We start from the raw sequence: 24,018 nt of genomic DNA, 5'->3' as shown, positions 1-24,018 counted from the left end.
GCGCTGCAGGAGCCCTGCCTATGCCTACCAGCCTGACCCATGTTGCCCTGCACGTGCCGGATCTGCAGGCCTGTATCGACTTCTACCAGCGATTCTGCGGCATGCAGGTGATTCACGAGCGCGGCGGCAAAGGCTCGCGGATCGTCTGGATAGCCGAGCCGGGCAAGGAGCACCAGTTCATCTTCGTCATCATGCCCGGTGGAGCGGATCGCCACCTGGCCGCGGACGACTACAGTCACTTCGGCTTCGCCGTGGACAGCCGCCAGCAGGTCGATGAGCTGGCCCGCCAGGCCGCCGAGACCGGCTGCCTGATCTGGGCGCCGCGCGAAGAACCCTACCCCGTCGGCTACTACTGCGGCCTGCGCGACCCGGCCGGCAACTATGTCGAATTCAGCTACGGCCAGCCGTTGGGGCCGGGTTCCGAGCAGATGCCGATTCCCTGAAACACGAAAGCCACCCGCAGGTGGCTTTCGTGCTGTACACCGGTGGTTTAGTAAGCCTTGCCGGTCTTGTACAGGTTCTCGAAGCAGTAGTTGGTCGCCTCGATGTAGCCTTCGGCGCCACCGCAGTCGAAACGCTTGCCCTTGAACTTGTAGGCGATCACGCAGCCGTCCTGGGCCTGTTTCATCAGTGCGTCGGTGATCTGGATCTCGCCACCCTTGCCCGGCTCGGTCTTTTCGATCAGCTCGAAGATGTCCGGAGTGAGGATGTAGCGACCGATGATCGCCAGGTTGGACGGAGCGTCTTCCGGCTTCGGCTTCTCGACCATGTTGTTCACCCGGAAGATGTCGTCGCGGATCATCTCGCCGGCGATCACGCCGTACTTGGAGGTTTCTTCGCGCGGAACTTCCTGGATCGCCACGATGGAGCAACGGAACTGGTTGTACAGCTTGACCATCTGCTGCAGCACGCCGTCGCCTTCGAGGTTCAGGCACAGGTCGTCGGCCAGCACCACGGCGAACGGCTCGTCGCCGATCAGCGGACGGCCGCTGAGGATGGCGTGGCCAAGGCCCTTCATCTCGATCTGGCGGGTGTAGGAGAAGCTGCACTCGTCGATCAGGCGACGGATGCCGACCAGGTATTTCTCCTTGTCGGTGCCCTGGATCTGGTGCTCCAGCTCGTAGCTGATGTCGAAATGGTCTTCCAGGGCGCGCTTGCCGCGGCCGGTGACGATGGAAATCTCGTTGAGGCCGGCTTCCAGAGCCTCTTCCACACCGTACTGGATCAGCGGCTTGTTGACCACCGGCAGCATTTCCTTGGGCATGGCCTTGGTGGCAGGCAGGAAGCGCGTGCCGTAACCGGCCGCCGGAAACAGACATTTCTTGATCATGGGAATCCTTGGTACTGCAGCGGGGGATAAATTGTCGCGCAGTCTAATCAGGCGGCACTGGCCTTACAATGCCCCACCTGCGGTCTGCCGACCCCCCGATAGATAAATCCCAGCTCGGCAAGTTCCGTCGACTCGTAGATATTGCGCCCGTCGAAGATCACCGGCATGCGCATGCTGCCGCGGATCCGGATGAAGTCTGGCTGGCGGAACTGCTTCCACTCAGTCACCAGCACCAGGGCATCGGCCCCCTCTACCACCCGGTAAGGCGACTCGCTCAGCAGCAGCTGGCCGCTTTCCAGCGCCTCGGCGTAGCGCTCATGCATGCCGCCGCAGGCCACCGGATCACAGGCCTGCACCCGTACACCGGCCACCAGCAGGGCATCCAGCAGCACCAGGCTGGGTGCTTCGCGCAGGTCGTCGGTGCCCGGTTTGAATGCCAGGCCCCAGAGCGCCACCACCCGCCCCTGCAGATGGCCGTTGAAATGTTCACGCACGGCCTGGAACAGCAAGGTTTTCTGCAGCGCGTTGCGCGCCTCCACAGCCCGCAGGATCCCCGGCTCGAAGCCCTCCAGTTCAGCCGTGCGGATCAGTGCACGCACGTCCTTGGGAAAGCAGGAACCGCCATAGCCGCAGCCGGCGTAGATGAAATGGGTGCCGATACGCTTGTCGCTGCCGATGCCCCGGCGCACTTCCTCGACATCCACGCCCAGGCGGGCACAGAGCCCGGCCATCTCGTTCATGAAGGAAATCCGCGTGGCGAGGAAGGCATTGGCCGCGTACTTAGTGAACTCGGCGGCGCGTACCGCCATGCTCAGCACCCGGTCATGGTTGCGCAGGAAGGGTGCATACAGGCGGCGCAACTGTTCGCGGCTGTGCTCATCATCGCTGCCCAGCACCACTCGATCCGGGCGCATGAAGTCCTCGATGGCCGAGCCCTCCTTGAGAAACTCCGGGTTGCTGGCCACTCGCACCTTGAACTGCAGGCCACGGGCGGCCAGGCGCCGGGCGATGCGTTGACTGACGCGTTCGGCAGTGCCGACCGGCACAGTCGACTTGTTGACTACCAGACAGGCCTGCTGCAGCTTGCTGCCCAGCTCGTCGGCGACTGCCAGCACATGGGACAGGTCGGCCGAGCCGTCCTCTCCGGTCGGAGTCCCGACAGCGATGAAGACGATTGCCGCACTGCGAATGCCATCCTCCAGCTGCGCACTGAAACTCAGCTGGCCGCTGGCCAGGTGCCGGTGCAGCAACTCTTCCAGGCCTGGTTCGTAGATCGGCACCTCACCGCGGGCCAGCCGGGCTACCCGCTGCGGATCACGCTCGATGCAGACCACCCGATTGCCCATCTCGGCAAAGCAGCTGGCTGTCACCAGCCCCACATAGCCGGCACCGATCACGCACAGTTGCATAGCGCTCTCCTCCACTGTTTGTCGCGATTGCACCCCATGGCAGTGGCGAGGGCATGACGCTGGCGAGTCGGTTTGATGACAGCACTTTTTTCGGGCAACAAAAAACCCGGCCGAGGCCGGGTTTTTTGTGGAGCGTCAGGCAAATTACTTGGCCTGGGCTTCTACTTCAGCTTCTACGCGGCGGTTAACAGCGCGACCGGCTTCGGTAGCGTTGTCGGCAACCGGGCGGGACTCACCGTAACCAACCGAGTTGACGCGCTCAGCGCCTACGCCGTACTGGTTAACCAGGACTTCGCGAACAGCGTTGGCACGACGCTCGGACAGCTTCTGGTTGTAGGCGTCGGTGCCGACGGAGTCGGTGTGGCCTTCAACGGTGGTGCTGGTCGACGGGTACTGGTTCATGAAGTCAGCCAGGTTCTTGATGTCGCCGTAGCTTTCTTCTTTGACCTTGGACTTGTCGAAGTCGAATTTCACGTCCAGTTCAACGCGAACGACTTCAGCCACAGCCGGGCAGCCATCGGCGTCAACGGTGACGTTGGCCGGGGTGTCCGGGCACTTGTCGACGTTGTCGCAAACGCCGTCGTTGTCGCTGTCGGAGCAAACTTCCGGAGCCGGCTCAGCAGCGGCAACCGGCTTGGAGCCGCCGCCGAAGTTCAGGCCGATACCAACGCTCGGGGCCCACTCGGTGTCGCCCTGGTCGATGTTGTACTGGGCTTCAACGCCAGCACGGGCATAGAAGTTCTCGGTGAAGTACACCTTGGCACCGCCGCCCAGGTTGGCGAAGGTGGAGCCGTTACGGCCACCGGCGCCGTTCTGGCCGATGCTCTGGTCGGAGAAACCGGCAGAAACGTACGGACGCAGGGTGTCGCCCGGAGCGTTGAAGTGGTACAGAGCGTCCAGAGCGGTGTTGGAGCCCTTGATGTTACGACCGTCTTCAGCACGGGCGTTGTGTACTTCGTCGTAACCCAGACGCAGCTCGACGTCATCGGTCAGGAAATAGCCAACGGAGCCACCGAACAGGTTGCCGTCGTTTTTGAAGTCGCGAGCGCTGTCGAAATATTCTTTCTTGGCGAAGCCTTCAACTTCAACAGCGCCCTGGCCTTGGGCCAGTGCGTTCAGCGAGGTGGCCGCCACCAGCGAGCTGATGACAACGCCCAAAGTGTTTTTCAATTTCATCCGTAAAAATCCCCATCATTTAGATAACTTTGAGCTGCCCCTTAGTTATCAAGGAACAACTTGGCCGGCATTCTACCAAAACAGATTCCAGCCTGCCTGTGATATTTCGGCGCAGGTTAAGTTTCGCCAACTCCAGCAAATTTTTCGCGCAGGCGATCGAGCGCACGCTTGTAGCGCATTTTCGTGGCACTGAGCCCCATGTGCATGATGTCGGCGATTTCCTGGAACTCCAGCTCGGCGACGAAGCGCAGCACCAGGATCTCCCGATCAATGGGGTTGACGTGCACCAGCCAGCGATCGAGCCCGCCCTTCTCCTCCGGCTTCGGCGTCTTTTCTTCCGAGGCTTCTTCCAGCGGATCCAGGCTCAGGGCGTCAAGCAGGCGGCGCTTGCGCCGCTCTTTGCGATACTGGGTAATGCATTCGTTATAAGTGATGCTATATAGCCATGTCTTGAACTTCGACTTGCCTTCGAAGTTCTTCAGTCCGTAGAGAACCTTGAGCATGACTTCCTGGCAGACGTCGTCGGCATCGCGCTCATTGCCCAGGTAACGGGCACAGACATTGAACAGCGTGCGCTGATAGCGGCGCATCAGCTCTTCATAGGCGCGCGTGACATGGAACAGCTCCACATGCGCACGCTGAACCAGCTCTTCGTCGGAAAGCTCGCGAGGGTCGTAACGCGTGGGGAGCGATTGGGCTTTGTTCAAAACGGGTCGTGCCGACAGTCAGGTCAGATGGCGGCCACCAGGGCATCGCCTGTGGCCGCATACATTAGCAGGGATTGGGCGTATCAGCGGCTACTGACGCGCTGCTCGAGCAGGGTGCGGTTGGCCACCGACACCAGCTCGCCATCCTCGGTCAGGATAATGGTCTTGACCGTGCCGATCTCTTCGATCTGGCCTTCGACCTCGCCCAGCTTGACTTGTTGCCCGACGTCGTAAAGTTCGCGCACATAAATGCCGGCCAGAATCTGCCCGGCGATCTCGCGACTGCCCAGGCCCAGGGCCAGTGCGGCCGCCAGACCAATGGAAATCAGCACAATGGCGATCACGTTGTTGAGCAGGTCGGTCTTGACCTCCAGCTGCCCGATCGCCACCGAGATGCTGATGATGATCACCAGGCCCTGGGCGATGCGCCCCAGGCCGTGGGCATAGTCGAGACCAATGCCCTCGGCGGCGCCACGGACGATGCCGCTGAGCAGCTGCGCCAGCAGCACGCCGGCCAGCAGGATCACGGCAGCGCCGAGCACCTTGGGCAGGTACAGCGCCAGCACGTCGAGCGTCGCGGAAACCCGGTCAAGGCCCAGGGATTCGGCGGCGGAGACGAGGAAGATCAGCAGCACGAACCAGTAGACCATCTTGCCGATCAGGGTCGAGACCGGCACCTGGATGCCGACCCGCGCCAGCATCTTGGTCAGGCCGGTGCCGGCCATCAGGCGATCCAGGCCCAGCTTGGCCAGCAGCTTGGACAACAGGGTGTCGAGCAGCTTGGCTACCACGAAGCCCAGCAGAACCACCACCAGCGAACCGAACAGGCGCGGGATGAAGGCCCCGATCGGCGTCCACACGGTTTCCATGGCTTTTACGAGACTTTGGGTCCAGGGGTCGAATTCCATCTTCAATCAGCCTTGTCTGTGGAACGTGATTTTTGCGGGCGGCGGGAAACCGGCGCGGTATGGGCCGAGCCGTTGTTCAGGGCGATCATCAGTGCTTCGGCCCAATGCCCGAGCAGACTGAACAGATCACCAGCGCCGACCTGGCGATTGGCGGTCTTGAGCACCCGCCCGAGCGTGGCGCCATCGTCATGGTCGGAGGACGAGACCTTGAGCAGGTCGCGCAGGGATTCTTCAAACGGATCGTGCATGCGCACCTCGCGTGGATATGAGGGCTAGACGTGGTCGCCGTGGCTCAGGTCACATCAGAACCAGCGCAAACGGCGAAACAACCACCACTGGAATCCGGCCACCGCTGCCAGAAAGGCACAGGCGACCACAAAGCCATGGCCGTTCTCGGCCCCCGGCATACCGCCGACATTGATGCCCAGCAGCCCAGTGATAAAACTCATCGGCATGAAAAAGCCGGTGACGATACCGAGCAGGTACAAAGTGCGATTCATCTTCTCGCTCATGCGCCGGTGCTCAGCCTCCAGCACCAACCCTACCCGCTCGCGCAGCAGCTCCAACTCCTCGAGATAACGAATCAGCCGGTTGCTCAATTCGTTCCAGTAATCGCCGTCATCGCGGGTGAACCAGGTCGAGCCATTGCGCGCCAGCTGACCGTAGATTTCTCGCTGCGGTGCCAGGAAGCGGCGCAGATTGGCGGCGCGCAGGCGGACATGCAGCATCAGGCCATGATCCGGCAGGAAGCGCTCATTGCTGTCGAGGCCCTCCTCCTGCTCGTCGAGCAGCCCGCCCAGCCCCTCGATCAACGCATCGATGCGATCCGCCAGGTGATGTGCCAGCTGCAGGATCAGCTCCGCGGCATTCTTCGGCCCGCAGCCCTTTTCCAGCTGTGCGATCAGCTCCTCGGTCGCCCGTAACGGGCGCAGGCGCAGCGATACGACCCGCCGCGGGTCGGCGAAGATGCGTACCGAGACCATGTCTTCCGGCTCGGCCCCGGGATTGAGGTTGACCCCGCGCAGGAACAGCAGCAGCTCGTCGGCCGGCAACGGCAGCAGGCGCGGCCGGGTGTTTTCCTCCAGCAACAGGTCACAGGCAAATTCGCCGATGCCGCTGTGTTCACGCAGCCAGCGCTGGCTCAGCGGGTGGCTGCGATCCCAGTGCAGCCAGAGGCTTTCACCCTCGCCCAGCTGCAGGTCATCCAGCGCCGCGCGAGCAATACTGCGGGCGCCGCCACGGCCATCGAGGACAAAGGCGTGCACCAGTCCCCATTCGAGATTGTCTTGCTCTAGCATCCGTTGCGTCACCTGAATGACGGGCCCGCAGCGAACGGGCCCGACAGACTCACTCCGGCATTTTCAGCGGTTCGGGGGAAACGATCACGCCATTGTTGTCGGCGTAGACGTAGTGGCCCGGCTGGAAGGTGACGCCGCCGAAGGTCACGGCCACGTTGAGGTCGCCAATGTTGCGCTTGTCGGTCTTCATCGGGTGGCTGGCCAGGGCCTGCACGCCCAGGTCGGTCTGTGCCAGGGCATCGACGTCACGCACGCAACCGTAGATCACCAGGCCTTCCCAGCCGTTCTTCGCGGCCTTCTCGGCGACCATGTCGCCCAGCAGGGCACGGCGCAGGGAACCGCCACCATCGACCACCAGCACTTTGCCGTGCCCCGGCAGGTCGGCCTGGGATTTCACCAGCGAGTTGTCCTCATGGCACTTGATGGTGACGATTTCGCCACCAAAGGAGTCGCGACCGCCAAAGTTGGCGAACATCGGCTCTACCACCTGCACCAGCTCCGGGTAGGCGTCACACAGGTCGGGGGTGATGTATTGCATGGGGAAACTCCTGTTAGTGGAATACGTCAGAGATCGATACCGATCCGGTCGCCGTCATAGGCCGGCTTGAGCAGCGTCAGGTTGGTGCAGGCCGCATTCAGCGGCCGACCGCTGAGCAGGTCGAATTCGATGCCATGGCGCGAGCAGCGCAGCACCCTACCGACGACGGTAGCGCTGTGCAAGGACGCGCCCTGGTGCGGGCAGCGGCTCTCCAGCAACAGCGGTTGATTCTCGACCACCAGCAGCATCAGGCTGCGCCCGTCCACCTGGAAGCTCTGGCGGTAGCCGTCGTCGAGATTGATCAAGCGCTCAAGTGCGATAAACACGCCGGCATCCTGCTGCAGAAATGACTGGCAAGCCCGAATGCGTCACATCTTAGCCCCATGCCAGCGCGCTTGTAACCTCAGTCGAGCGCGATGCCTGGCGGCAACTGCCCATGGCGCAGCCAATGCTCCACCAGCGGCCAGACTTCAGCCTGGGCTTCCTTGCTGACCAGCATCTCGACATGCCCGTAGTCGCCAAGAAAGCCCTTGTCCTTGGCCAGGCACAGCACCTGGCGTGGCGCGGCGATAAACTGCTCGGCCAGCTTGCGACAGGCCCAGGCCGGATCCTGCAGGTCGCCGGCAGCCGTCACCGCCAGCAGCGGCACCTGCACATCGGCCAGCCCGGCCCACCAGTCGCGCTGCTCGTCGCCGAAACGGCCGAACAGGCGATGCCAGCGCAGGCTCTCCAGGGCCAGGCCGATCGGCTCGTCTTCCGGGCCACGCTTGAGGCGCGCGCCGGAAATATGGTCGAAGGCCTTGAGCAACAGGCGGCTGCCCCACTCCACCGGCGGCACCTTGAGCGGCCAATAGATGCGACTGATCTGACTGCCGAACAGCGCCACCGAAGCTGCCGTCTGCCCATCCAGGTACTGCCCGCCCAGTGCCGCAGCCAGGGTGATGCCCCCCAGCGAATGGCCGATCCAGTGCGGTACCTGATCCGTCTGCTCGCAAACAAAGGCCGCAATAGCCGGCAGGTCGTAACGCGCGTAATCCGCCACGCGATTGCGCGCATAGGCCTGATTGCGTGGTGACAGGCCATGCCCGCGCATTTCTGCGATCCATACATCGAAGCCGGCGCGCGCCAGCTGAGCACCGAGACCAATGCCCTTGGGCGAATACCAGAAGCGCCGGTTGGAAAAGCTGCCGTGCAGCAGAATCACCGGCACGCCACGACTGGCCTGACTGGCCTGGCCGAGTCGGGTCACCGCCAGCTCGACGGAATAGTCCGGGCTGTTGCCGGGTTTCAGGCGATAGACATCCTCGCTCAGGTCGCCGCGCAATTCGGCGCTGACCAGGGCAACGGGGAACAACTCACTACTGCTTTGCATTCTGCTTCTTGCACAAAAAATTGCTGTGAGCGCTGCGTGTAGCTAGCCCCGGACGTCGAACCTAAGGCTGCCCGCATGGATCACGGGACACAAACAAGGGCGGAATTGCTTCCGCCCTTGTTGGGGAAGGTACTCAGGCGGGCTGGCTTTCGGCAAGGAAGAACCAGGTATCGAGCACCGAGTCAGGGTTCAGCGACACGCTTTCGATGCCCTGCTCCATCAGCCACTTGGCCAGATCCGGGTGATCCGAAGGGCCCTGGCCGCAGATGCCGATGTACTTGCCGGCCTTGTTGCAGGCGGCAATGGCATTGGCCAGCAGCTTCTTCACCGCCGGGTTACGTTCGTCGAACAGGTGAGCAACGATGCCGGAGTCGCGATCCAGGCCCAGGGTCAGCTGGGTCAGGTCGTTGGAACCGATGGAGAAACCGTCGAAGAACTCGAGGAACTCGTCGGCCAGCAGCGCGTTGGACGGCAACTCGCACATCATGATGACCTTCAGGCCATTCTGGCCGCGGGCCAGGCCGTTGCTGGCGAGCAGCTCGACCACCTGCGACGCCTCGCCCAGGGTGCGCACGAACGGCACCATGATCTCGACGTTGGTCAGACCCATCTCGTTGCGCACTTTCTTCAGTGCCCGGCATTCCAGCTCGAAGCAGTCGCGGAAGCTCTCGCTGATGTAGCGCGAGGCGCCACGAAAGCCGAGCATCGGGTTCTCTTCTTCCGGCTCGTACAGCTTGCCGCCGATCAGGTTGGCGTATTCGTTGGACTTGAAGTCAGACAGGCGCACGATGACCTTCTTCGGCCAGAAAGCCGCGGCCAGGGTGCTGATGCCCTCGACCAGCTTCTCGACGTAGAAGCCGACCGGATCGTCGTAGCCGGCAATGCGCTTGTCGACGCTGTCCTTGATCTCGACGGGCAGGCCGGCGTAGTTCAGCAGCGCCTTGGGGTGCACGCCGATCATGCGGTTGATGATGAACTCCAGACGGGCCAGGCCCACACCTTCGTTAGGCAGCTGGGCGAAGTCGAAGGCGCGATCCGGGTTGCCGACGTTCATCATGATCTTGAACGGCAGGTCAGGCATGGCATCCACCGAGTTCTTGCGGATGTCGAAGCCCAGCTCGCCTTCGAAAATGAAGCCGGTATCGCCCTCGGCGCAGGACACGGTCACGCCCTGGCCATCCTGCAGCACCTGGGTGGCATTGCCGCAACCGACCACGGCCGGAATACCCAGCTCGCGAGCGATGATCGCCGCGTGGCAGGTACGCCCGCCGCGGTTGGTGACGATGGCACTGGCGCGCTTCATCACCGGTTCCCAATCCGGGTCGGTCATGTCGGAGACCAGCACGTCGCCCGGCTGCACCTTGTCCATCTCGGACACGTCGTGGATCACCCGCACCTTGCCGGCGCCGATGCGCTGGCCGATGGCACGGCCTTCCACCAGCACCTTGCCCTTCTCTTTCAGCAGGTAGCGCTCCATCACGGTAGCGCTGGCGCGGCTCTTCACGGTTTCCGGACGAGCCTGGACGATGTACAGCTTGCCGTCGTCGCCGTCTTTGGCCCACTCGATGTCCATCGGGCGGCCGTAGTGTTTCTCGATGATCAGCGCCTGCTTGGCCAGCTCGGTGACCTCGGCATCGGACAGGGCGAAGCGGGCGCGGTCGGCGCGGTCGACTTCGACGGTCTTCACCGACTTGCCGGCCTTGGCTTCATCGCCGTAGACCATCTTGATCGCCTTGCTGCCCAGGTTGCGACGCAGGATGGCCGGGCGGCCGGCTTCCAGGGTCTGCTTGTGCACATAGAATTCGTCGGGGTTCACCGCACCTTGCACCACGGTCTCGCCAAGGCCGTAGGCACCCGTGATGAACACCACGTCACGGAAGCCGGACTCGGTGTCCAGGGTAAACATCACGCCGGCGGTACCGGTTTCCGAGCGCACCATGCGCTGCACGCCGGCAGACAGGGCCACCAGCTTGTGGTCGAAGCCCTGGTGCACGCGGTAGGAAATGGCGCGATCGTTGAACAGCGAGGCGAACACTTCCTTGGCTGCGCGGATCACGTTGTCCACGCCACGGATGTTGAGGAAGGTTTCCTGCTGACCGGCGAAGGAGGCATCCGGCAGGTCTTCGGCGGTAGCCGAGGAGCGCACGGCAACGGCCATGTTGGCGTTGCCGCCGGCCATCAGAGCAAAGGCTTCGCGGATTTCGCGGTCGAGGCGTTCGGGGAGTTCGGCGTCCATCACCCACTGGCGGATCTGCGCGCCAGTCTTGGTCAGGGCATTGACGTCATCCACGTCCAGCGTGTCGAGGGCGGCATGGATACGATCATTCAGACCGCTCTGCTCGAGGAAGTCACGGTAGGCCTGGGCGGTAGTGGCAAAACCGCCGGGAACAGAGACGCCAGCACCGGCCAGGTTGCTGATCATTTCGCCCAGGGATGCGTTTTTGCCCCCTACATGCTCCACATCGTGGACGCCGAGCTTATCGAGGGAAACTACGTACTCAACCAAGGTGAACTCTCCACTGTACTTGGCCCAGCCACCGCAGCCGCGCTGCAACCTGGCTTTGCCGCAAGGAAATAAGTCACAATGCCGGCCAGTACGGGCCCGACAAAGGGGGCCTATGATAGCCAAGAATCGTTCCTGACTTAAGGCCTTTGGCGCAAATGAAACGAACCGCTTTCTTCATCTCCGACGGCACCGGCATCACCGCCGAAACCCTCGGCCAGAGCCTGCTGGCCCAGTTCGAGACCATCGGCTTCACCAAACTCACGCGCCCTTACATCGACAGCGTGGACAAAGCGCGCGCCATGGTACAGCAAATCAATAGTGCTGCCGAGAAAGACGGCGCCCGTCCGATCATCTTCGACACCGTGGTAAACCAGGAAATCCGCGACATCCTGGCCCAATCCGACGGCTTCATGATCGACATCTTCTCCACCTTCCTCGCCCCCCTGGAGCAGGAGTTGAGCTCGCACTCCTCCTACTCGGTAGGCAAATCGCACTCCATCTCCAGCAACACCAACTACATGGAGCGTATCGAGGCGGTCAACTTCGCCCTCGACAACGATGACGGCGCCCGCACCCACTACTACGACAAAGCCGACCTGATCCTGGTCGGCGTGTCGCGCTGCGGCAAGACCCCGACCTGCCTGTACATGGCCATGCAGTTCGGCATCCGCGCCGCCAACTACCCGCTGACCGAGGAAGACATGGAGCGCCTGCAACTGCCGGCCGCCCTCAAGCCCTACAAGAGCAAGCTGTTCGGCCTGACCATCGACCCGGATCGGCTCACCGCCATCCGCCACGAACGCAAGCCCAACAGTCGCTACGCCAGCTTCGCCCAGTGCGAGTTCGAAGTCCGCGAGGTGGAAAACCTGTTCCGCCGCGAGAACATCGCCTTCATCAACTCCACGCATTTCTCGGTGGAAGAGATTTCCGCCAAGATCCTGGTGGAGAAAGGTGTGGAACGCCGACTCAAGTAGGATGGATTGAGGCGCATAGCGCCGATACCCATACCGAAACCTCCCCCACCCACTTCGTCATCCCCGCGCAGGCGGGAATGACGGGGCATGGAAAGTGGCGCCCCCCCTAACCCTCAGAATGCGTCGCCCGGCACTCGCACCCAGCCTTCCATGAGAATCCGCGCACTGCGACTCATGATCGCCTTGGTCACCGTCCACTCGCCATCGACCCGCTTGGCCTCGGCGCCTACGCGCAAGGTGCCGGACGGATGGCCGAAACGCACCGCCTCGCGCGCGCCACCTCCAGCCGCCAGGTTGACCAGGGTGCCGGGCACCGCCGCCGCCGTGCCGATGGCCACCGCGCAGGTGCCCATCATGGCGTGGTGCAGCTTGCCCATGGACAGTGCGCGCACCAGCAGATCGACCTCGCCGGCCGCGATGGTCTTGCCGCTGGAAGCCAGGTAGCTCTTGGGCTGACTGACGAAGGCGATCTTCGGCGTGTGCTGACGGGTCAGCGCCTCTTCGGCGGTCTTGATCAGGCCCATGCGCAGGGCGCCGGCCACGCGAATGGCCTCGAAACGCGCCAGCTGCTGCGGATCGCCATTGATCGCTTCGCGCAGCTCGGTGCCCTGGTAGCCGATGTCCTCGGCATTGACGAACACGGTGGGGATGCCGGCGCTGATCATGGTTGCCTTGAAGGTGCCGATGCCCGGCACTTCCAGGTCGTCGACCAGGTTGCCGGTGGGGAACATCGAGCCGCCCTCCTCGCCGTCGTCGGACGGATCGAGGAACTCCAGCACGATCTCCGCCGCCGGGAAGGTCACGCCGTCCAGCTCGAAGTCGCCGGTTTCCTGCACCTGGCCGTTGCTGACCGGTACGTGGGCGATGATGGTCTTGTGGATATTGGCCTGCCAGATACGCACCACGCACACGCCGTTCTCGGGAATGCGCGCCGGATCGACCAGCCCGGCATGAATGGCGAAGGCGCCGGCGGCGGTGGACAGGTTGCCGCAGTTGCCGCTCCAGTCGACGAAGGCCTTGTCGATGGAGACCTGGCCGTAGAGGTAGTCGACATCGTGCTCCGGCTGGCTGCTCTTCGACAGAATCACGCACTTCGAGGTCGACGAGGTGGCGCCGCCCATGCCGTCGATATGCGCGCTATACGGATCGGGGCTGCCGATCACGCGCATGAACAGCTGGTCGCGAGCCGCGCCCGGCACCTGACAGCTCGCCGGCAAATCCTGCAAACGGAAGAACACGCCCTTGCTGGTACCGCCACGCATATAGGTGGCGGGAATCTTGATCTGGGGTACGTGAGCCATGGATATGTCCTGAAAAGCTTCTAATACCCTTCTCCCTCTGGGAGAAGGTGCCCGAAGGGCGGATGAGGGAGCCCGCCTCCCTCACCCCAACCCTCTCCCAAAGGGAGAGGGAGTCAGCGTCGACCTCAGCCGGCAGTGGACTCCAGGAAGTCCTGAGCGAAGCGCTGCAGCACACCACCGGCCTTGTACACGTGCACTTCAGCCGCGGTATCCAGGCGGCAGGTCACCGGCACCTTGAGCACTTCGCCGTTGCGGCGATTGACCACCAGGGTCAGGTCGCAGCGCGGCGACACCTCACCCTGGATGTCGTAGGTCTCGGTGCCGTCGAGGCCGAGGGTCAGACGGGTAGTACCCGGTTTGAACTCGACCGGCAGCACGCCCATGCCCACCAGATTGGTGCGGTGGATACGCTCGAAGCCTTCGGCGACGATCACTTCCACACCGGCCAGGCGCACGCCCTTGGCGGCCCAGTCACGGGACGAACCCTGACCGTAGTCGGCACCGGCGACGATGATCAGGTTCTGCTTGCGGTTCATGTAGGTTTCGATCGCTTCCCACATGCGCATGACCTTGCCTTCCGGCTCCACGCGGGCCAGCGAACCCTTCTTCACCGCACCGTCGACCACGGCCATCTCGTTGACCAGTTGCGGGTTGGCGAAGGTGGCGCGCTGGGCGGTCAGGTGGTCACCGCGGTGGGTGGCGTAGGAGTTGAAGTCCTCTTCCGGCAGGCCCATTTTCGCCAGGTATTCGCCGGCGGCCGAGTCCAGCAGGATGGCGTTGGACGGCGACAGGTGGTCGGTGGTGATGTTGTCCGGCAGGATCGCCAGCGGCAGCATGCCCTTGAGCGTGCGCTCGCCAGCCAGGGCGCCTTCCCAGTACGGCGGACGACGGATGTAGGTAGACATCGGACGCCAGTCGTACAGCGGGCTTTCGGCTTCCTTGACGGTGCCCAGATCGAACATCGGGATGTAGATCTGCTTGAACTGCTCCGGCTTCACCGAGGCGGCGACAATGGCGTCGATCTCCTCGTCGCTCGGCCACAGATCCTTCAGGGTGATCGGGTTGCCGGCCTTGTCGGTGCCCAGTACGTCCTGCTCGATGTCGAAGCGCACGGTACCGGCAATGGCGTAGGCCACCACCAGTGGCGGCGAGGCCAGGAAGGCCTGCTTGGCGTACGGATGGATACGCCCATCGAAGTTGCGGTTACCCGAGAGTACGGCGGTGGCGTACAGGTCGCGGTCGATGATCTCCTGCTGGATCACCGGATCCAGTGCACCGGACATGCCGTTACAGGTGGTGCAGGCATAAGCGACGATGCCGAAGCCGAGCTTTTCCAGTTCCGGCAGCAGGCCGGCCTCTTCCAGGTACAGCTTGGCGACCTTCGAACCCGGAGCGAAGGAGGTCTTGACCCACGGCTTGCGGATCAGACCCAGCTCGTTGGCCTTCTTCGCCAGTAGACCGGCGGCGACCACGTTGCGCGGGTTGGACGTGTTGGTGCAGCTGGTGATGGCGGCGATGATCACCGCGCCATCCGGCAGCTGGCCGGCAGCCTCTTCGGCCTTGGCCGCCGCCAGCTTGCCTTCGTCAGCAATACCGCGCTCCTGCAGCGCCGAAGTCGGCAGGCGTTTGTGCGGGTTGCTCGGGCCGGCCATGTTGCGCACCACCGTGCTCAGGTCGAAGCTCAGCACCCGCTCGTATTCGGCAGTGACCAGGGCATCGGCCCACAGACCGGTGGTCTTGGCGTAGTGCTCGACCAGCTCGACCTGCTCCGGTTCGCGACCGGTCAGCTTGAGGTAATCGATGGTTTGCTGGTCGATGTAGAACATCGCGGCAGTCGCGCCGTATTCCGGGCACATGTTGGAAATGGTCGCACGGTCGCCGATCGACAGGCTGTCCGCGCCTTCGCCGAAGAACTCGACATAGGCACCGACCACCCGCTCCTTGCGCAGGAACTCGGTGATGGCCAGGACGATATCGGTGGCAGTGATGCCGGGTTGGCGCTTGCCAGTCAGCTCGACACCCACGATGTCGGGCAGACGCATCATCGACGGCAGGCCGAGCATCACGGTCTCGGCCTCCAGGCCGCCGACGCCGATGGCGATCACGCCCAGGGCATCCACGTGCGGGGTGTGCGAGTCGGTGCCCACGCAGGTATCCGGGAAGGCAACGCCGCCGCGCGCCTGGATCACCGGGCTCATTTTCTCCAGGTTGATCTGGTGCATGATGCCGTTGCCGGCGGGGATCACGTCGACGTTCTTAAAGGCCGTTTTCGTCCACTCGATAAAGTGGAAGCGGTCCTCGTTACGACGCTCTTCCACGGCGCGGTTCTTCTCGAACGCATCCGGGTCGAAGCCGCCGAATTCCACGGCCAGCGAGTGGTCGACGATCAGCTGGGTCGGCACCACCGGGTTGACCTTGGAGGGATCACCGCCCTTCTCGGCGATGGCGTCACGTAGGCCGGCAAGGTCGACCAGCGCGGTCTGGCCGAGAATGTCGTGACAGACCACGCGGGCCGGGTACCAGGGGAAGTCGAGGTCGCGCTTGCGCTCGATCAGCTGCTTGAGCGAAGCGGTCAGCGCCTCCGGCTCGCAGCGGCGCACCAGCTGCTCGGCCAGTACACGCGAGGTGTACGGCAGCTTGGCGTAGGCGCCGGGGGCGATGGCATCGACCGCCTCGCGGGTGTCGAAGTAGTCCAGGGCAGTGCCGGACAGCGGCTTGCGGTATTGGCTGTTCATCGCGCTGCTCATTATTTGCGATCCTTCAGCGGCACGAACTTCAGGTCTTCCGGGCCGGTGTAGTTGGCGCTCGGGCGGATGATCTTGCCGTCGATGCGCTGCTCGATAACGTGGGAAGACCAACCCGAAGTGCGGGCGATCACGAACAGCGGGGTGAACATGGCGGTGGGCACGCCCATCATGTGGTAGCTGACGGCGCTGAACCAGTCGAGGTTGGGGAACATCTTCTTGATGTCCCACATGATGGTTTCCAGGCGCTCGGCGATGTCATACATCTTGGTGTTGGACTGCTCGGCGGACAGCTCGCGCGCCACTTCCTTGATCACCTTGTTGCGTGGGTCGGCCACGGTGTAGACCGGGTGACCGAAGCCGATCACCACTTCCTTGCGCTCGACGCGGGCACGGATATCGGCCTCGGCCTCGTCCGGGTTGTCGTAGCGTTTCTGGATCTCGAAGGCCACTTCGTTGGCGCCGCCATGTTTCGGGCCGCGCAACGCGCCGATGGCGCCGGCAATGCAGGAGTACATGTCGGAGCCGGTGCCGGCGATCACCCGCGAGGTGAAGGTGGAGGCGTTGAATTCGTGCTCGGCATACAGGTTGAGCGAGGTGTGCATGGCGCGCACCCAGGACTCGCGCGGCTTCTTGCCATGCAGCAGGTGCAGGAAGTGGCCGCCGATGGAGTCATCGTCGGTTTCCACGTCAATGCGCTTGCCGTTGTGGCTGAAGTGGTACCAGTACAGCAGCGCCGAACCCAGCGAGGCCATCAATTTGTCGGCGATATCGCGGGCGCCCGGGTGGTTATGGTCGTCCTTCTCCGGCGACAAGCAACCCAGTACGGATACGGCAGTGCGCATCACGTCCATCGGGTGGGCGGACGGCGGCAGCTGCTCCAGGGACGCCTTGAGCGCCGCCGGAATACCACGCAGGGCCTTGAGCTTGGCCTTGTAGGCAGTCAGCTCGGCGACATTGGGCAGCTTGCCGTGCACCAGCAGGTGAGCGATTTCCTCGAACTCGCAGCGGTTGGCGAAGTCGAGCACGTCATAGCCGCGGTAGTGCAGGTCATTGCCGGTGCGACCGACAGTGCACAGGGCGGTGTTGCCAGCGGCGGTGCCGCTCAGGGCGACGGACTTCTTCGGCTTGAAGCCGGGCGTGGTGGTCTCTACGGAAGCGCTCATCGCTCTCTCCTCATCTGAATCCGGTGGTACTGCTTATTGTTGTGGCAGGCCGCACGCGGCCTGCGGGCCGGTCACTTCTTGCCGGCAGCGAACAGCGCGTCGAGCTTCTGCTCGAAGGCGTGGTAGCCAATGCGGTCGTACAGCTCGGCACGGGTCTGCATCAGTTCGATCACATCTTTCTGGTGACCGTTCTGACGGATCGAGGTGTAGACACTTTCCGCAGCCTTGTTGGCCGCACGGAACGCCGACAGCGGATACAGCTGGATGGCCACGCCGACCGAGGCCAGCTCATCGCGGGTAAACAGCGGAGTGGCGCCAAATTCGGTGATGTTGGCCAGGATCGGCACGTTCAGCGCGTCGACGAAGCGCTTGTAGGTCGGCAGGTCGTAGGCCGCCTCGGCGAAGATCGCATCGGCACCGGCCTCGACGTAGCGCAGGCAGCGCTCGATGGCGGCATCCACACCTTCGGCCTGGATCGCGTCGGTACGGGCAATCAGGAAGAAGTTCGGGTCAGTCTTGGCGTCGGCCGCGGCTTTCACGCGATCAGCCATCTCCTCGGTGGAGACGATTTCCTTGCCCGGGCGGTGACCGCAGCGCTTGGCGCCGACCTGGTCTTCGATATGGGCGGCAGCGGCACCGGCCTTGATCAGGTTTTTGACGGTGCGCTCGATGTTGAAGGCGCTGGGGCCGAAACCGGTGTCGATATCCACCAGCAGCGGCAGGTCGCAGACGTCGGTGATGCGGCGCACGTCGGTGAGCACGTCATCCAGGGTGTTGATACCCAGATCCGGCAGGCCCAGGGAGCCTGCGGCAACGCCGCCACCGGACAGGTAGATGGCACGGAAGCCGGCACGCTTGGCCAGCAGCGCGTGGTTGGCGTTGATCGCGCCGATCACCTGCAGCGGCTGCTCGGCAGCGATGGCATCGCGAAAGCGCTGGCCGGGGGTTGTTACACTCATGACTCACCTCGTGTTTTGGACGGGTTGGCGAGCGCTTCCTGGTAGTGGCGCTCGATATTGCGCTTGGATGCGCCGATGTGACGGCGCATCAGCAGTTCGGCCAGCTCGCCGTCACGGTCGGCGATGGCATCGAGAATGCGGTGGTGTTCGGCAAAGGCATGCCGTGGGCGATTGGGCGTGGCGGAGAACTGCAGGCGGTACATGCGCACCAGCTGGTACAGCTCGCCACAGAGCATCTGCGCCAGGGTCTTGTTGCCGCTGCCCTGGATGATCCGGTAGTGGAAGTCGAAGTCGCCTTCCTGCTGGTAGTAGCCGACGCCAGCCTGGAAGGCAGCATCCTGCTCGTGCAGATCGAGCACCCGGCGCAGCTCGTCGATCTCGTTCTGGGTCATGCGCTCCGCCGCCAGGCGGCAGGCCATGCCTTCGAGGGACTCGCGGATCTCGTACAGCTCGATCAACTCGGCATGGCTCAGCGACACCACCCGCGCGCCCACATGCGGCACCCGCACCAGCAGGCGCTGGCCCTCCAGACGGTGAATCGCCTCGCGCAGCGGGCCACGACTGATGCCATAGGTACGGGCCAGCTCCGGCTCGGAGATCTTGCTGCCCGGAGCGATCTCGCCGCACACGATGGCCGCCTGGATACGCCGGAAGACCGACTCCGCCAGGGTTTCCGATTCATCCTGATCGACGATTGTGGGTTCGAGTTGCTCAAGCATGATTGTCGACACGTATTCACTGTTGAGCGGAAATTACCCCCCTGCAATGCGTACGGTCAACACCGATTGTCGACAATCCAAAAAAGCACAACGGCAGATCAAATCCTGTATTCAACCTGCAGAAACGCACATAAGCGTCTGTTACAGCAGAAAAACCCCATGTTAGAATGCCGTCCGCATGCGCCGGGCGGGACCTTTTGCCATGCCTGCTAGACTGCTGTGTTGCCGGCTACCGCCTTGCTGCCGGTCACCGGCCCCGACGACGCGAACACCACAGGATTTATGAGACTCGAGCCCTTCGCCCTTCTCCTCTGTTGCGCCCTACTGCCGGGCCTCAGTCTCGCCGCTGAAAAGACCGTGTACGGCCTGAACGAGTACGTCAGCCTGAACGACCTCGACCTGCAAGTCGCCGCCAAACTCGATACCGGCGCCAAGACCGCCTCCCTCAGCGCCCGCGATATCAAGCGCTTCAAACGTGACGGCGAGACCTGGGTGCGCTTCTACCTGGCTATCGACGATGCCCACAGCCATCCCATCGAGCGACCGCTGGCCCGTATCAGTAAGATCAAACGCCGCGCCGGCGACTTCGACCCTGAAGAAGGCAAGACCTACACCGCACGCCCGGTCATCGAACTGGAAGTGTGCATGGGCAAGGTACGGCGCAGCATCGAAGTGAACCTGACCGACCGCAGTGCCTTCCAGTATCCCCTGCTGATCGGTTCCGAGGCGCTCAAACGCCTGGACGCCCTGGTCGATCCCAGTCTCAAATACGCCGCTGGCAAACCCGCCTGCTCTCCAGTCACCGCTGCCGAGTAATACTCATGCGATCCTTGACCCTGCATCTGAAAGTCCTTATCACCCTGCTGGTGACCGTGGGCGTTCTGGTTACGGCCTACCAGATCTTCTATCTCAATATCCCGGTGACCGAGGATGAGACCGATGAAGTGTGGAACATCGACGCCAAGGTCGAGTTCCAGGCCAATCCGCACGATCCGGTCAAGGTGCAGATGTTCGTACCGCCGCTGAACCAGGAGTATGTGAGCCTCAACGAGAGCTTCATCTCCAACAACTTCGGCTTCAGCGTCAACCGCATCGACGGCAACCGCCGGGTGACCTGGTCGGCGCGCCGTGCCAGCGGCAACCAGACTCTCTACTATCGTCTGGTACTGACCCAGCGCTATAGCGACGAGAAGCCCAAGTCCAAAGGCTTGATCTACCGCGACAGCATCCCCGTCGAGGGCGCCGAGAAGATCGCCGCCGAAGCCCTGCTCGCCCCCATCCGCCAGCATTCGGCGGATGTCGACACCTTCATCAGCGAGACCATCAAGCGCGTCAACAACCTCAATGACGACAACGTCAAGCTGCTGCTGGCCGGCGACACCTCGACCCCGAACAAGGCCCGCATCATCGAGCTGCTGCTGTCCATCGCCCACGTACCGATGGAGCGCGTGCACACCATCCGCCTGGTTGCCGACCAGCCGCAAACCCCGGAGCTGTGGCTGCGTAGCTTCAACGGCGAGAACTGGCTGTACTTCAACCCGGAAAGCGGCGAGCGCGGCCTGCCGGTCGATCGCCTGGTGTGGTGGACCGGTGACGAGCAACTGATCAGCCTCGAAGGCGGCAAGAAGGCTCAGGTCACCTTCACCCTGAACAACAGCGAGATGAACGCCATCCGCCTGGCCAAGCAGACCGACGAGAATACCGACGCCGACTTCCTCGAATACTCGCTGTACGGCCTGCCGCTGCAGACCCAGCAGACCTACCAGATCATGATCATGATCCCGATCGGCGTGCTGGTGATCCTGATCCTGCGCAACCTCGGCGGCCTGCAGACTCTCGGCACCTTCACCCCGGTACTGATCGCCCTGGCCTTCCGCGAGACCCAGCTGGGCTTCGGCATCGTGCTGTTCTCGCTGATCACCGCGCTGGGCCTGTCGCTACGCTCCTATCTGGAACACCTCAAGCTGCAGATGCTGCCAAGGCTGTCGGTAGTACTGACCTTCGTGGTGGTACTGATCGCCGTGATCAGCCTGCTCAGCCACAAGCTGGGCCTGGAGCGCGGCCTGTCGGTAGCCCTGTTCCCGATGGTGATCCTGACCATGACCATCGAACGCCTGTCCATTACCTGGGAAGAGCGCGGCGCCTCGCACGCCTTCAAGGTCGCCATCGGCACCCTGTTCGCCGCCACCCTGGCGCACCTGCTGATGACCGTACCGCAGCTGACCTACTTCATCTTCACCTTCCCGGCGGTGCTGCTGATCATGGTGGGCTTCATGCTGGCGATGGGTCGCTACCGCGGCTACCGCCTGACCGAGCTGTTCCGTTTCAAAGCCTTCCTGAAGGATTGAGCCCATGTTCGGCCTGATCAAGACGTGGAAAGCCCTGGAAGCCAAAGGCATCATGGGCATCAATCGGCGCAACGCGGACTACGTGCTGAAGTACAACAAACGGCACCTGTACCCGATCGTCGATGACAAGATCATCACCAAGGAGCGTGCGATCGAGGCCGGCATTCATGTGCCGGAGCTGTACGGGATCATCTCCACCGAGAAGGAAATCGAGAAGTTCTCGGAGATCATCGGCGACCGCACTGACTTCGTGATCAAGCCGGCGCAGGGTGCCGGCGGTGACGGCATCCTGGTGATCGCCGACAAGTTCGAGGGTCGCTACAAGACGGTCTCCGGCAAGATCGTCAGCCAGGAAGACATCGAGCACCAGCTGTCGAGCATCCTTACCGGCCTGTACTCCCTCGGCGGCCATCGCGACCGCGCGCTGATCGAATACCGCGTCACCCCGGATCCGATCTTCAAGAGCATCAGCTACGAAGGCGTGCCGGACATCCGCATCATCGTCCTGATGGGCTACCCGGTGATGGCCATGCTGCGCCTGCCGACTCGCCAGTCCAACGGCAAGGCCAACCTGCACCAGGGCGCCATCGGCGTCGGCGTCGACCTGGCCACCGGTCTGACCCTGCGCGGCACCTGGCTGAACAACAAGATCACCAAGCACCCGGACACCACCAATGCGGTGGACGGCGTGCAGCTGCCCAACTGGGATGGTTTCATGAAGCTGGCCGCCGGTTGCTACGAGCTGTGCGGTCTCGGCTACATTGGTGTGGACATGGTGCTGGACGAGGAGAAAGGCCCGCTGATTCTCGAGCTCAACGCCCGTCCCGGCCTGAACATCCAGATCGCCAACGACTGCGGCCTGACCCACCGTGCTCACGCGGTGGAAGCGCGCATCGCCGAGCTGGCGAAGAACGATGTGAAGGAGAGCGTGGAAGACCGCGTACGCTTCTCTCAGCAGCTGTTCGGACACGTCAAGCCGAAGGAAACCTGATTCCTTCCTTGCACGATCAAGCCCGGCTCCGGCCGGGCTTTTTCATTATGAAGACGGATCGCCGGCGTTCTACAATCGCCTTCCCCTGCCCTAGACACCTGCGCATGAGCCTCTGCCAGATCCACGCCCTGCCCTACCAGGCCGACCCTAGCGTCTATTTTGCCGCCATACGCCGCGCACCGAGCGCCGTGCTGCTCGATGCCGGTCGGCCGCAGGCCGGACGCGGGCGCTTCGACCTGCTCAGCGCCTGGCCCGTGGAGACCTATCACCCCGCAGCAGATGAGCCAGGCGCGGCATTCTTCCAGCGCCTGCGCAGTGGCCTGGCTCGCCTGGGCCGCGCCGAAGCCCCCACGGCCTGCGAGCTGCCGTTTACCGGCGGGCTGATCGGCTACCTAGCCTATGACTTCGGTCGACGCCTGGAGCAGCTGCCGGATCAGGCTCGGGATGATCTGCAGCTGCCTGAGGCGCGCTTCGGCCTCTACGCCTGGGCACTGGTCAGCGATCACCACCAGCAGACCAGCCAGCTGGTGTTCCACCCGCAGCTCCCGACCAGCGAGCGGCAACGCCTGATCCAGCTGTTCAGCACCAGCCTGGCCACACCTGCGGCCAGCTTCCGCCTGCTGCAGGCATTTCGCGCCGAGCTCACGGCGGACGACTACCGCCGTGCCATCGAGCGCATCCAGCGCTACATCCAGGCTGGCGACTGCTACCAGGTCAACTTTGCCCAGCGCTTCCAGGCGCCCTGCGCTGGCGACCCCTGGGCCGCCTACCTGGCTCTGCGGGCCGCCTGCCCCACTCCCTTTGCCGGCTTCCAGGCCCTGGACGGCGACGACGCCATTCTCAGCCTGTCGCCAGAACGCTATGTGCAGGTCAGCCGCGGCCAGGTGGAAACCCGCCCGATCAAGGGCACCCGCCCGCGCGGCGCCACGCCGGCCGAGGACGCTGCCCAGGCCGCCGAGCTGCAGGCCAGCGCCAAGGATCGGGCGGAGAACCTGATGATTGTCGACCTGCTGCGCAATGACCTGGGCCGCACCTGCCGCATCGGTTCGGTACGGGTGCCGGAGCTGTTCGCGCTGGAAAGCTACCCCAACGTCCACCATCTGGTCAGCGCGGTCACCGGTGAGCTGGCTGCCGACCAGGATGCGCTGGATCTGATTGCCGGCAGCTTCCCCGGCGGCTCGATCACCGGCGCACCGAAGATCCGCGCCATGCAGATCATCGACGAGCTGGAGCCGACCCGTCGCTCCCTGTACTGCGGCTCGCTGCTGTACCTGGATGTGCGTGGCGAGCTGGACAGCTCCATCGCCATCCGCAGCCTGCTGGTCAAGGACGGCCAGGTCAGCTGCTGGGGCGGCGGCGGCATCGTTGCCGACTCCGACTGGCAGGCCGAGTACCAGGAATCGATCACCAAGGTGAAGGTGCTGCTGCAGACCCTGGAGCAGCTCTCCGGCTTCTGAGGTGCATACGCGGGCTTCACCCGCCCTACAAGCTCACCTCCGCACCCAAGCCCCAGCTCCGCCCTCGCGCAAGCGGGGATCCGCGACCATAGAAACGACAAGGCCCGCGCATGGC

The 24,018-nt window shown here is 63.3% G+C and carries 22 protein-coding genes; 6 read left to right on the top strand and 16 right to left on the bottom strand.

From position 1 onward, the window contains the following. Positions 1–20 precede the first annotated feature (20 nt). Positions 21–443: a VOC family protein gene (locus tag A9179_RS10330; RefSeq protein WP_187805728.1), complete on the top strand. Its 423-nt coding sequence runs from the start codon at positions 21–23 to the stop codon at positions 441–443. Between the two features lie 47 nt (positions 444–490). Here the strand turns inward: A9179_RS10330 and galU are convergent, their stop codons facing one another. From galU to ppsA, 11 genes are all read right to left on the bottom strand, one after another. After that, complete coding sequence (gene galU / locus A9179_RS10325) at positions 491–1,330, bottom strand: UTP--glucose-1-phosphate uridylyltransferase GalU (protein ID WP_187805727.1); 840 nt, start codon at positions 1,328–1,330, stop codon at positions 491–493. 47 nt (positions 1,331–1,377) lie between these two features. Further along, positions 1,378–2,739: a UDP-glucose dehydrogenase family protein gene (locus tag A9179_RS10320; protein WP_187805726.1), complete on the bottom strand. Its 1,362-nt coding sequence runs from the start codon at positions 2,737–2,739 to the stop codon at positions 1,378–1,380. A gap of 144 nt (positions 2,740–2,883) precedes the next feature. Further along, the gene (locus A9179_RS10315) at positions 2,884–3,915 is read right to left on the bottom strand and encodes an OmpA family protein (RefSeq protein WP_187805725.1); all 1,032 of its coding nucleotides are present in this window, start codon (positions 3,913–3,915) and stop codon (positions 2,884–2,886) included. 116 nt (positions 3,916–4,031) lie between these two features. Next, positions 4,032–4,622 (bottom strand): RNA polymerase sigma factor SigX, encoded by a 591-nt coding sequence (gene sigX / locus A9179_RS10310; RefSeq protein ID WP_187805724.1) that lies wholly within the window; start codon positions 4,620–4,622, stop codon positions 4,032–4,034. An 83-nt stretch (positions 4,623–4,705) separates the two neighbouring features. Further along, positions 4,706–5,530 carry a mechanosensitive ion channel family protein gene (locus A9179_RS10305; protein ID WP_187805723.1) on the bottom strand — a complete coding sequence of 275 codons (825 nt, stop codon included), beginning with the start codon at positions 5,528–5,530 and terminating at the stop codon, positions 4,706–4,708. A gap of 2 nt (positions 5,531–5,532) precedes the next feature. Then, the gene (locus tag A9179_RS10300; protein WP_187805722.1) at positions 5,533–5,778 is read right to left on the bottom strand and encodes a CrfX protein; all 246 of its coding nucleotides are present in this window, start codon (positions 5,776–5,778) and stop codon (positions 5,533–5,535) included. Between the two features lie 54 nt (positions 5,779–5,832). Continuing rightward, complete coding sequence (locus tag A9179_RS10295; protein WP_187805721.1) at positions 5,833–6,828, bottom strand: zinc transporter ZntB; 996 nt, start codon at positions 6,826–6,828, stop codon at positions 5,833–5,835. 49 nt (positions 6,829–6,877) lie between these two features. Continuing rightward, positions 6,878–7,366, bottom strand: coding sequence for a ribonuclease E activity regulator RraA (gene rraA, locus A9179_RS10290; protein WP_187805720.1), 489 nt, complete (start codon positions 7,364–7,366; stop codon positions 6,878–6,880). A 26-nt stretch (positions 7,367–7,392) separates the two neighbouring features. Next, positions 7,393–7,692, bottom strand: a complete 300-nt coding sequence (locus A9179_RS10285) for a Rieske (2Fe-2S) protein (protein ID WP_187805719.1) — start codon at positions 7,690–7,692, stop codon at positions 7,393–7,395. Positions 7,693–7,769: 77 nt separating this feature from the next. Then, positions 7,770–8,738, bottom strand: a complete 969-nt coding sequence (locus A9179_RS10280) for an alpha/beta fold hydrolase (RefSeq protein ID WP_187805718.1) — start codon at positions 8,736–8,738, stop codon at positions 7,770–7,772. A 133-nt stretch (positions 8,739–8,871) separates the two neighbouring features. After that, positions 8,872–11,244, bottom strand: a complete 2,373-nt coding sequence (gene ppsA, locus A9179_RS10275; protein WP_187805717.1) for a phosphoenolpyruvate synthase — start codon at positions 11,242–11,244, stop codon at positions 8,872–8,874. A 155-nt stretch (positions 11,245–11,399) separates the two neighbouring features. Here ppsA and ppsR point away from each other — a divergent pair, with 155 nt between their 5' ends. Continuing rightward, on the top strand, positions 11,400–12,218 hold the full coding sequence (gene ppsR / locus A9179_RS10270) for a posphoenolpyruvate synthetase regulatory kinase/phosphorylase PpsR (protein WP_187805716.1): 819 nt from the start codon (positions 11,400–11,402) through the stop codon (positions 12,216–12,218). A gap of 113 nt (positions 12,219–12,331) precedes the next feature. Here the strand turns inward: ppsR and prpF are convergent, their stop codons facing one another. The 5 genes from prpF to A9179_RS10245 all read right to left on the bottom strand — a co-directional run bounded on the left by prpF (position 12,332) and on the right by A9179_RS10245 (position 19,107). Then, entirely contained in the window at positions 12,332–13,519 is a 1,188-nt protein-coding gene (gene prpF, locus A9179_RS10265; RefSeq protein ID WP_187805715.1) for a 2-methylaconitate cis-trans isomerase PrpF, read from the bottom strand. A gap of 125 nt (positions 13,520–13,644) precedes the next feature. Continuing rightward, entirely contained in the window at positions 13,645–16,254 is a 2,610-nt protein-coding gene (acnD, locus tag A9179_RS10260; RefSeq protein WP_187808554.1) for a Fe/S-dependent 2-methylisocitrate dehydratase AcnD, read from the bottom strand. Positions 16,255–16,265: 11 nt separating this feature from the next. Beyond that, positions 16,266–17,429, bottom strand: a complete 1,164-nt coding sequence (gene prpC / locus A9179_RS10255) for a bifunctional 2-methylcitrate synthase/citrate synthase (RefSeq protein ID WP_187805714.1) — start codon at positions 17,427–17,429, stop codon at positions 16,266–16,268. Between the two features lie 71 nt (positions 17,430–17,500). Continuing rightward, a complete protein-coding gene (gene prpB / locus A9179_RS10250; protein ID WP_187805713.1) occupies positions 17,501–18,388 on the bottom strand; it encodes a methylisocitrate lyase in 888 nt (295 codons plus the stop codon). Further along, positions 18,385–19,107: a GntR family transcriptional regulator gene (locus A9179_RS10245; protein ID WP_187805712.1), complete on the bottom strand. Its 723-nt coding sequence runs from the start codon at positions 19,105–19,107 to the stop codon at positions 18,385–18,387. The genes prpB and A9179_RS10245 overlap by 4 nt, the downstream gene beginning before the upstream one ends. Positions 19,108–19,389: 282 nt before the next feature. On the opposite strand from A9179_RS10245, the gene rloA reads away from it, so the two are divergent. The 4 genes from rloA to pabB all read left to right on the top strand — a co-directional run bounded on the left by rloA (position 19,390) and on the right by pabB (position 23,903). After that, the gene (gene rloA / locus A9179_RS10240) at positions 19,390–19,923 is read left to right on the top strand and encodes a retropepsin-like aspartic peptidase RloA (protein ID WP_187805711.1); all 534 of its coding nucleotides are present in this window, start codon (positions 19,390–19,392) and stop codon (positions 19,921–19,923) included. Between the two features lie 5 nt (positions 19,924–19,928). Further along, positions 19,929–21,455: an osmotic stress tolerance membrane protein RloB gene (rloB, locus tag A9179_RS10235; protein ID WP_187805710.1), complete on the top strand. Its 1,527-nt coding sequence runs from the start codon at positions 19,929–19,931 to the stop codon at positions 21,453–21,455. Between the two features lie 4 nt (positions 21,456–21,459). Beyond that, positions 21,460–22,446, top strand: a complete 987-nt coding sequence (locus A9179_RS10230; protein ID WP_187805709.1) for an alpha-L-glutamate ligase-like protein — start codon at positions 21,460–21,462, stop codon at positions 22,444–22,446. A gap of 104 nt (positions 22,447–22,550) precedes the next feature. Beyond that, on the top strand, positions 22,551–23,903 hold the full coding sequence (gene pabB, locus A9179_RS10225) for an aminodeoxychorismate synthase component I (RefSeq protein WP_187805708.1): 1,353 nt from the start codon (positions 22,551–22,553) through the stop codon (positions 23,901–23,903). Positions 23,904–24,018: the final 115 nt, after the last annotated feature.

It is taken from the genome of Pseudomonas alcaligenes (assembly GCF_014490745.1).
In the GTDB taxonomy this organism is placed as follows: domain Bacteria; phylum Pseudomonadota; class Gammaproteobacteria; order Pseudomonadales; family Pseudomonadaceae; genus Aquipseudomonas; species Aquipseudomonas alcaligenes_C.
This window is presented reverse-complemented; position numbering and strand designations above follow the sequence as displayed.

Excerpts from the sequence above, each read along its gene's own strand:
- A9179_RS10330 (WP_187805728.1), top strand. The coding sequence starts at position 21 with ATGCCTACCAGCCTGACCCATGTTGCCCTGCACGTGCCGGATCTGCAG.
- galU (WP_187805727.1), bottom strand. The coding sequence starts at position 1,330 with ATGATCAAGAAATGTCTGTTTCCGGCGGCCGGTTACGGCACGCGCTTC.
- A9179_RS10320 (WP_187805726.1), bottom strand. The coding sequence starts at position 2,739 with ATGCAACTGTGCGTGATCGGTGCCGGCTATGTGGGGCTGGTGACAGCC.
- A9179_RS10315 (WP_187805725.1), bottom strand. The coding sequence starts at position 3,915 with ATGAAATTGAAAAACACTTTGGGCGTTGTCATCAGCTCGCTGGTGGCG.
- A9179_RS10305 (WP_187805723.1), bottom strand. The coding sequence starts at position 5,530 with ATGGAATTCGACCCCTGGACCCAAAGTCTCGTAAAAGCCATGGAAACC.
- A9179_RS10300 (WP_187805722.1), bottom strand. The coding sequence starts at position 5,778 with ATGCACGATCCGTTTGAAGAATCCCTGCGCGACCTGCTCAAGGTCTCG.
- A9179_RS10295 (WP_187805721.1), bottom strand. The coding sequence starts at position 6,828 with ATGCTAGAGCAAGACAATCTCGAATGGGGACTGGTGCACGCCTTTGTC.
- rraA (WP_187805720.1), bottom strand. The coding sequence starts at position 7,366 with ATGCAATACATCACCCCCGACCTGTGTGACGCCTACCCGGAGCTGGTG.
- A9179_RS10280 (WP_187805718.1), bottom strand. The coding sequence starts at position 8,738 with ATGCAAAGCAGTAGTGAGTTGTTCCCCGTTGCCCTGGTCAGCGCCGAA.
- ppsR (WP_187805716.1), top strand. The coding sequence starts at position 11,400 with ATGAAACGAACCGCTTTCTTCATCTCCGACGGCACCGGCATCACCGCC.
- prpF (WP_187805715.1), bottom strand. The coding sequence starts at position 13,519 with ATGGCTCACGTACCCCAGATCAAGATTCCCGCCACCTATATGCGTGGC.
- acnD (WP_187808554.1), bottom strand. The coding sequence starts at position 16,254 with ATGAACAGCCAATACCGCAAGCCGCTGTCCGGCACTGCCCTGGACTAC.
- prpC (WP_187805714.1), bottom strand. The coding sequence starts at position 17,429 with ATGAGCGCTTCCGTAGAGACCACCACGCCCGGCTTCAAGCCGAAGAAG.
- prpB (WP_187805713.1), bottom strand. The coding sequence starts at position 18,388 with ATGAGTGTAACAACCCCCGGCCAGCGCTTTCGCGATGCCATCGCTGCC.
- A9179_RS10245 (WP_187805712.1), bottom strand. The coding sequence starts at position 19,107 with ATGCTTGAGCAACTCGAACCCACAATCGTCGATCAGGATGAATCGGAA.
- rloA (WP_187805711.1), top strand. The coding sequence starts at position 19,390 with ATGAGACTCGAGCCCTTCGCCCTTCTCCTCTGTTGCGCCCTACTGCCG.
- rloB (WP_187805710.1), top strand. The coding sequence starts at position 19,929 with ATGCGATCCTTGACCCTGCATCTGAAAGTCCTTATCACCCTGCTGGTG.
- A9179_RS10230 (WP_187805709.1), top strand. The coding sequence starts at position 21,460 with ATGTTCGGCCTGATCAAGACGTGGAAAGCCCTGGAAGCCAAAGGCATC.
- pabB (WP_187805708.1), top strand. The coding sequence starts at position 22,551 with ATGAGCCTCTGCCAGATCCACGCCCTGCCCTACCAGGCCGACCCTAGC.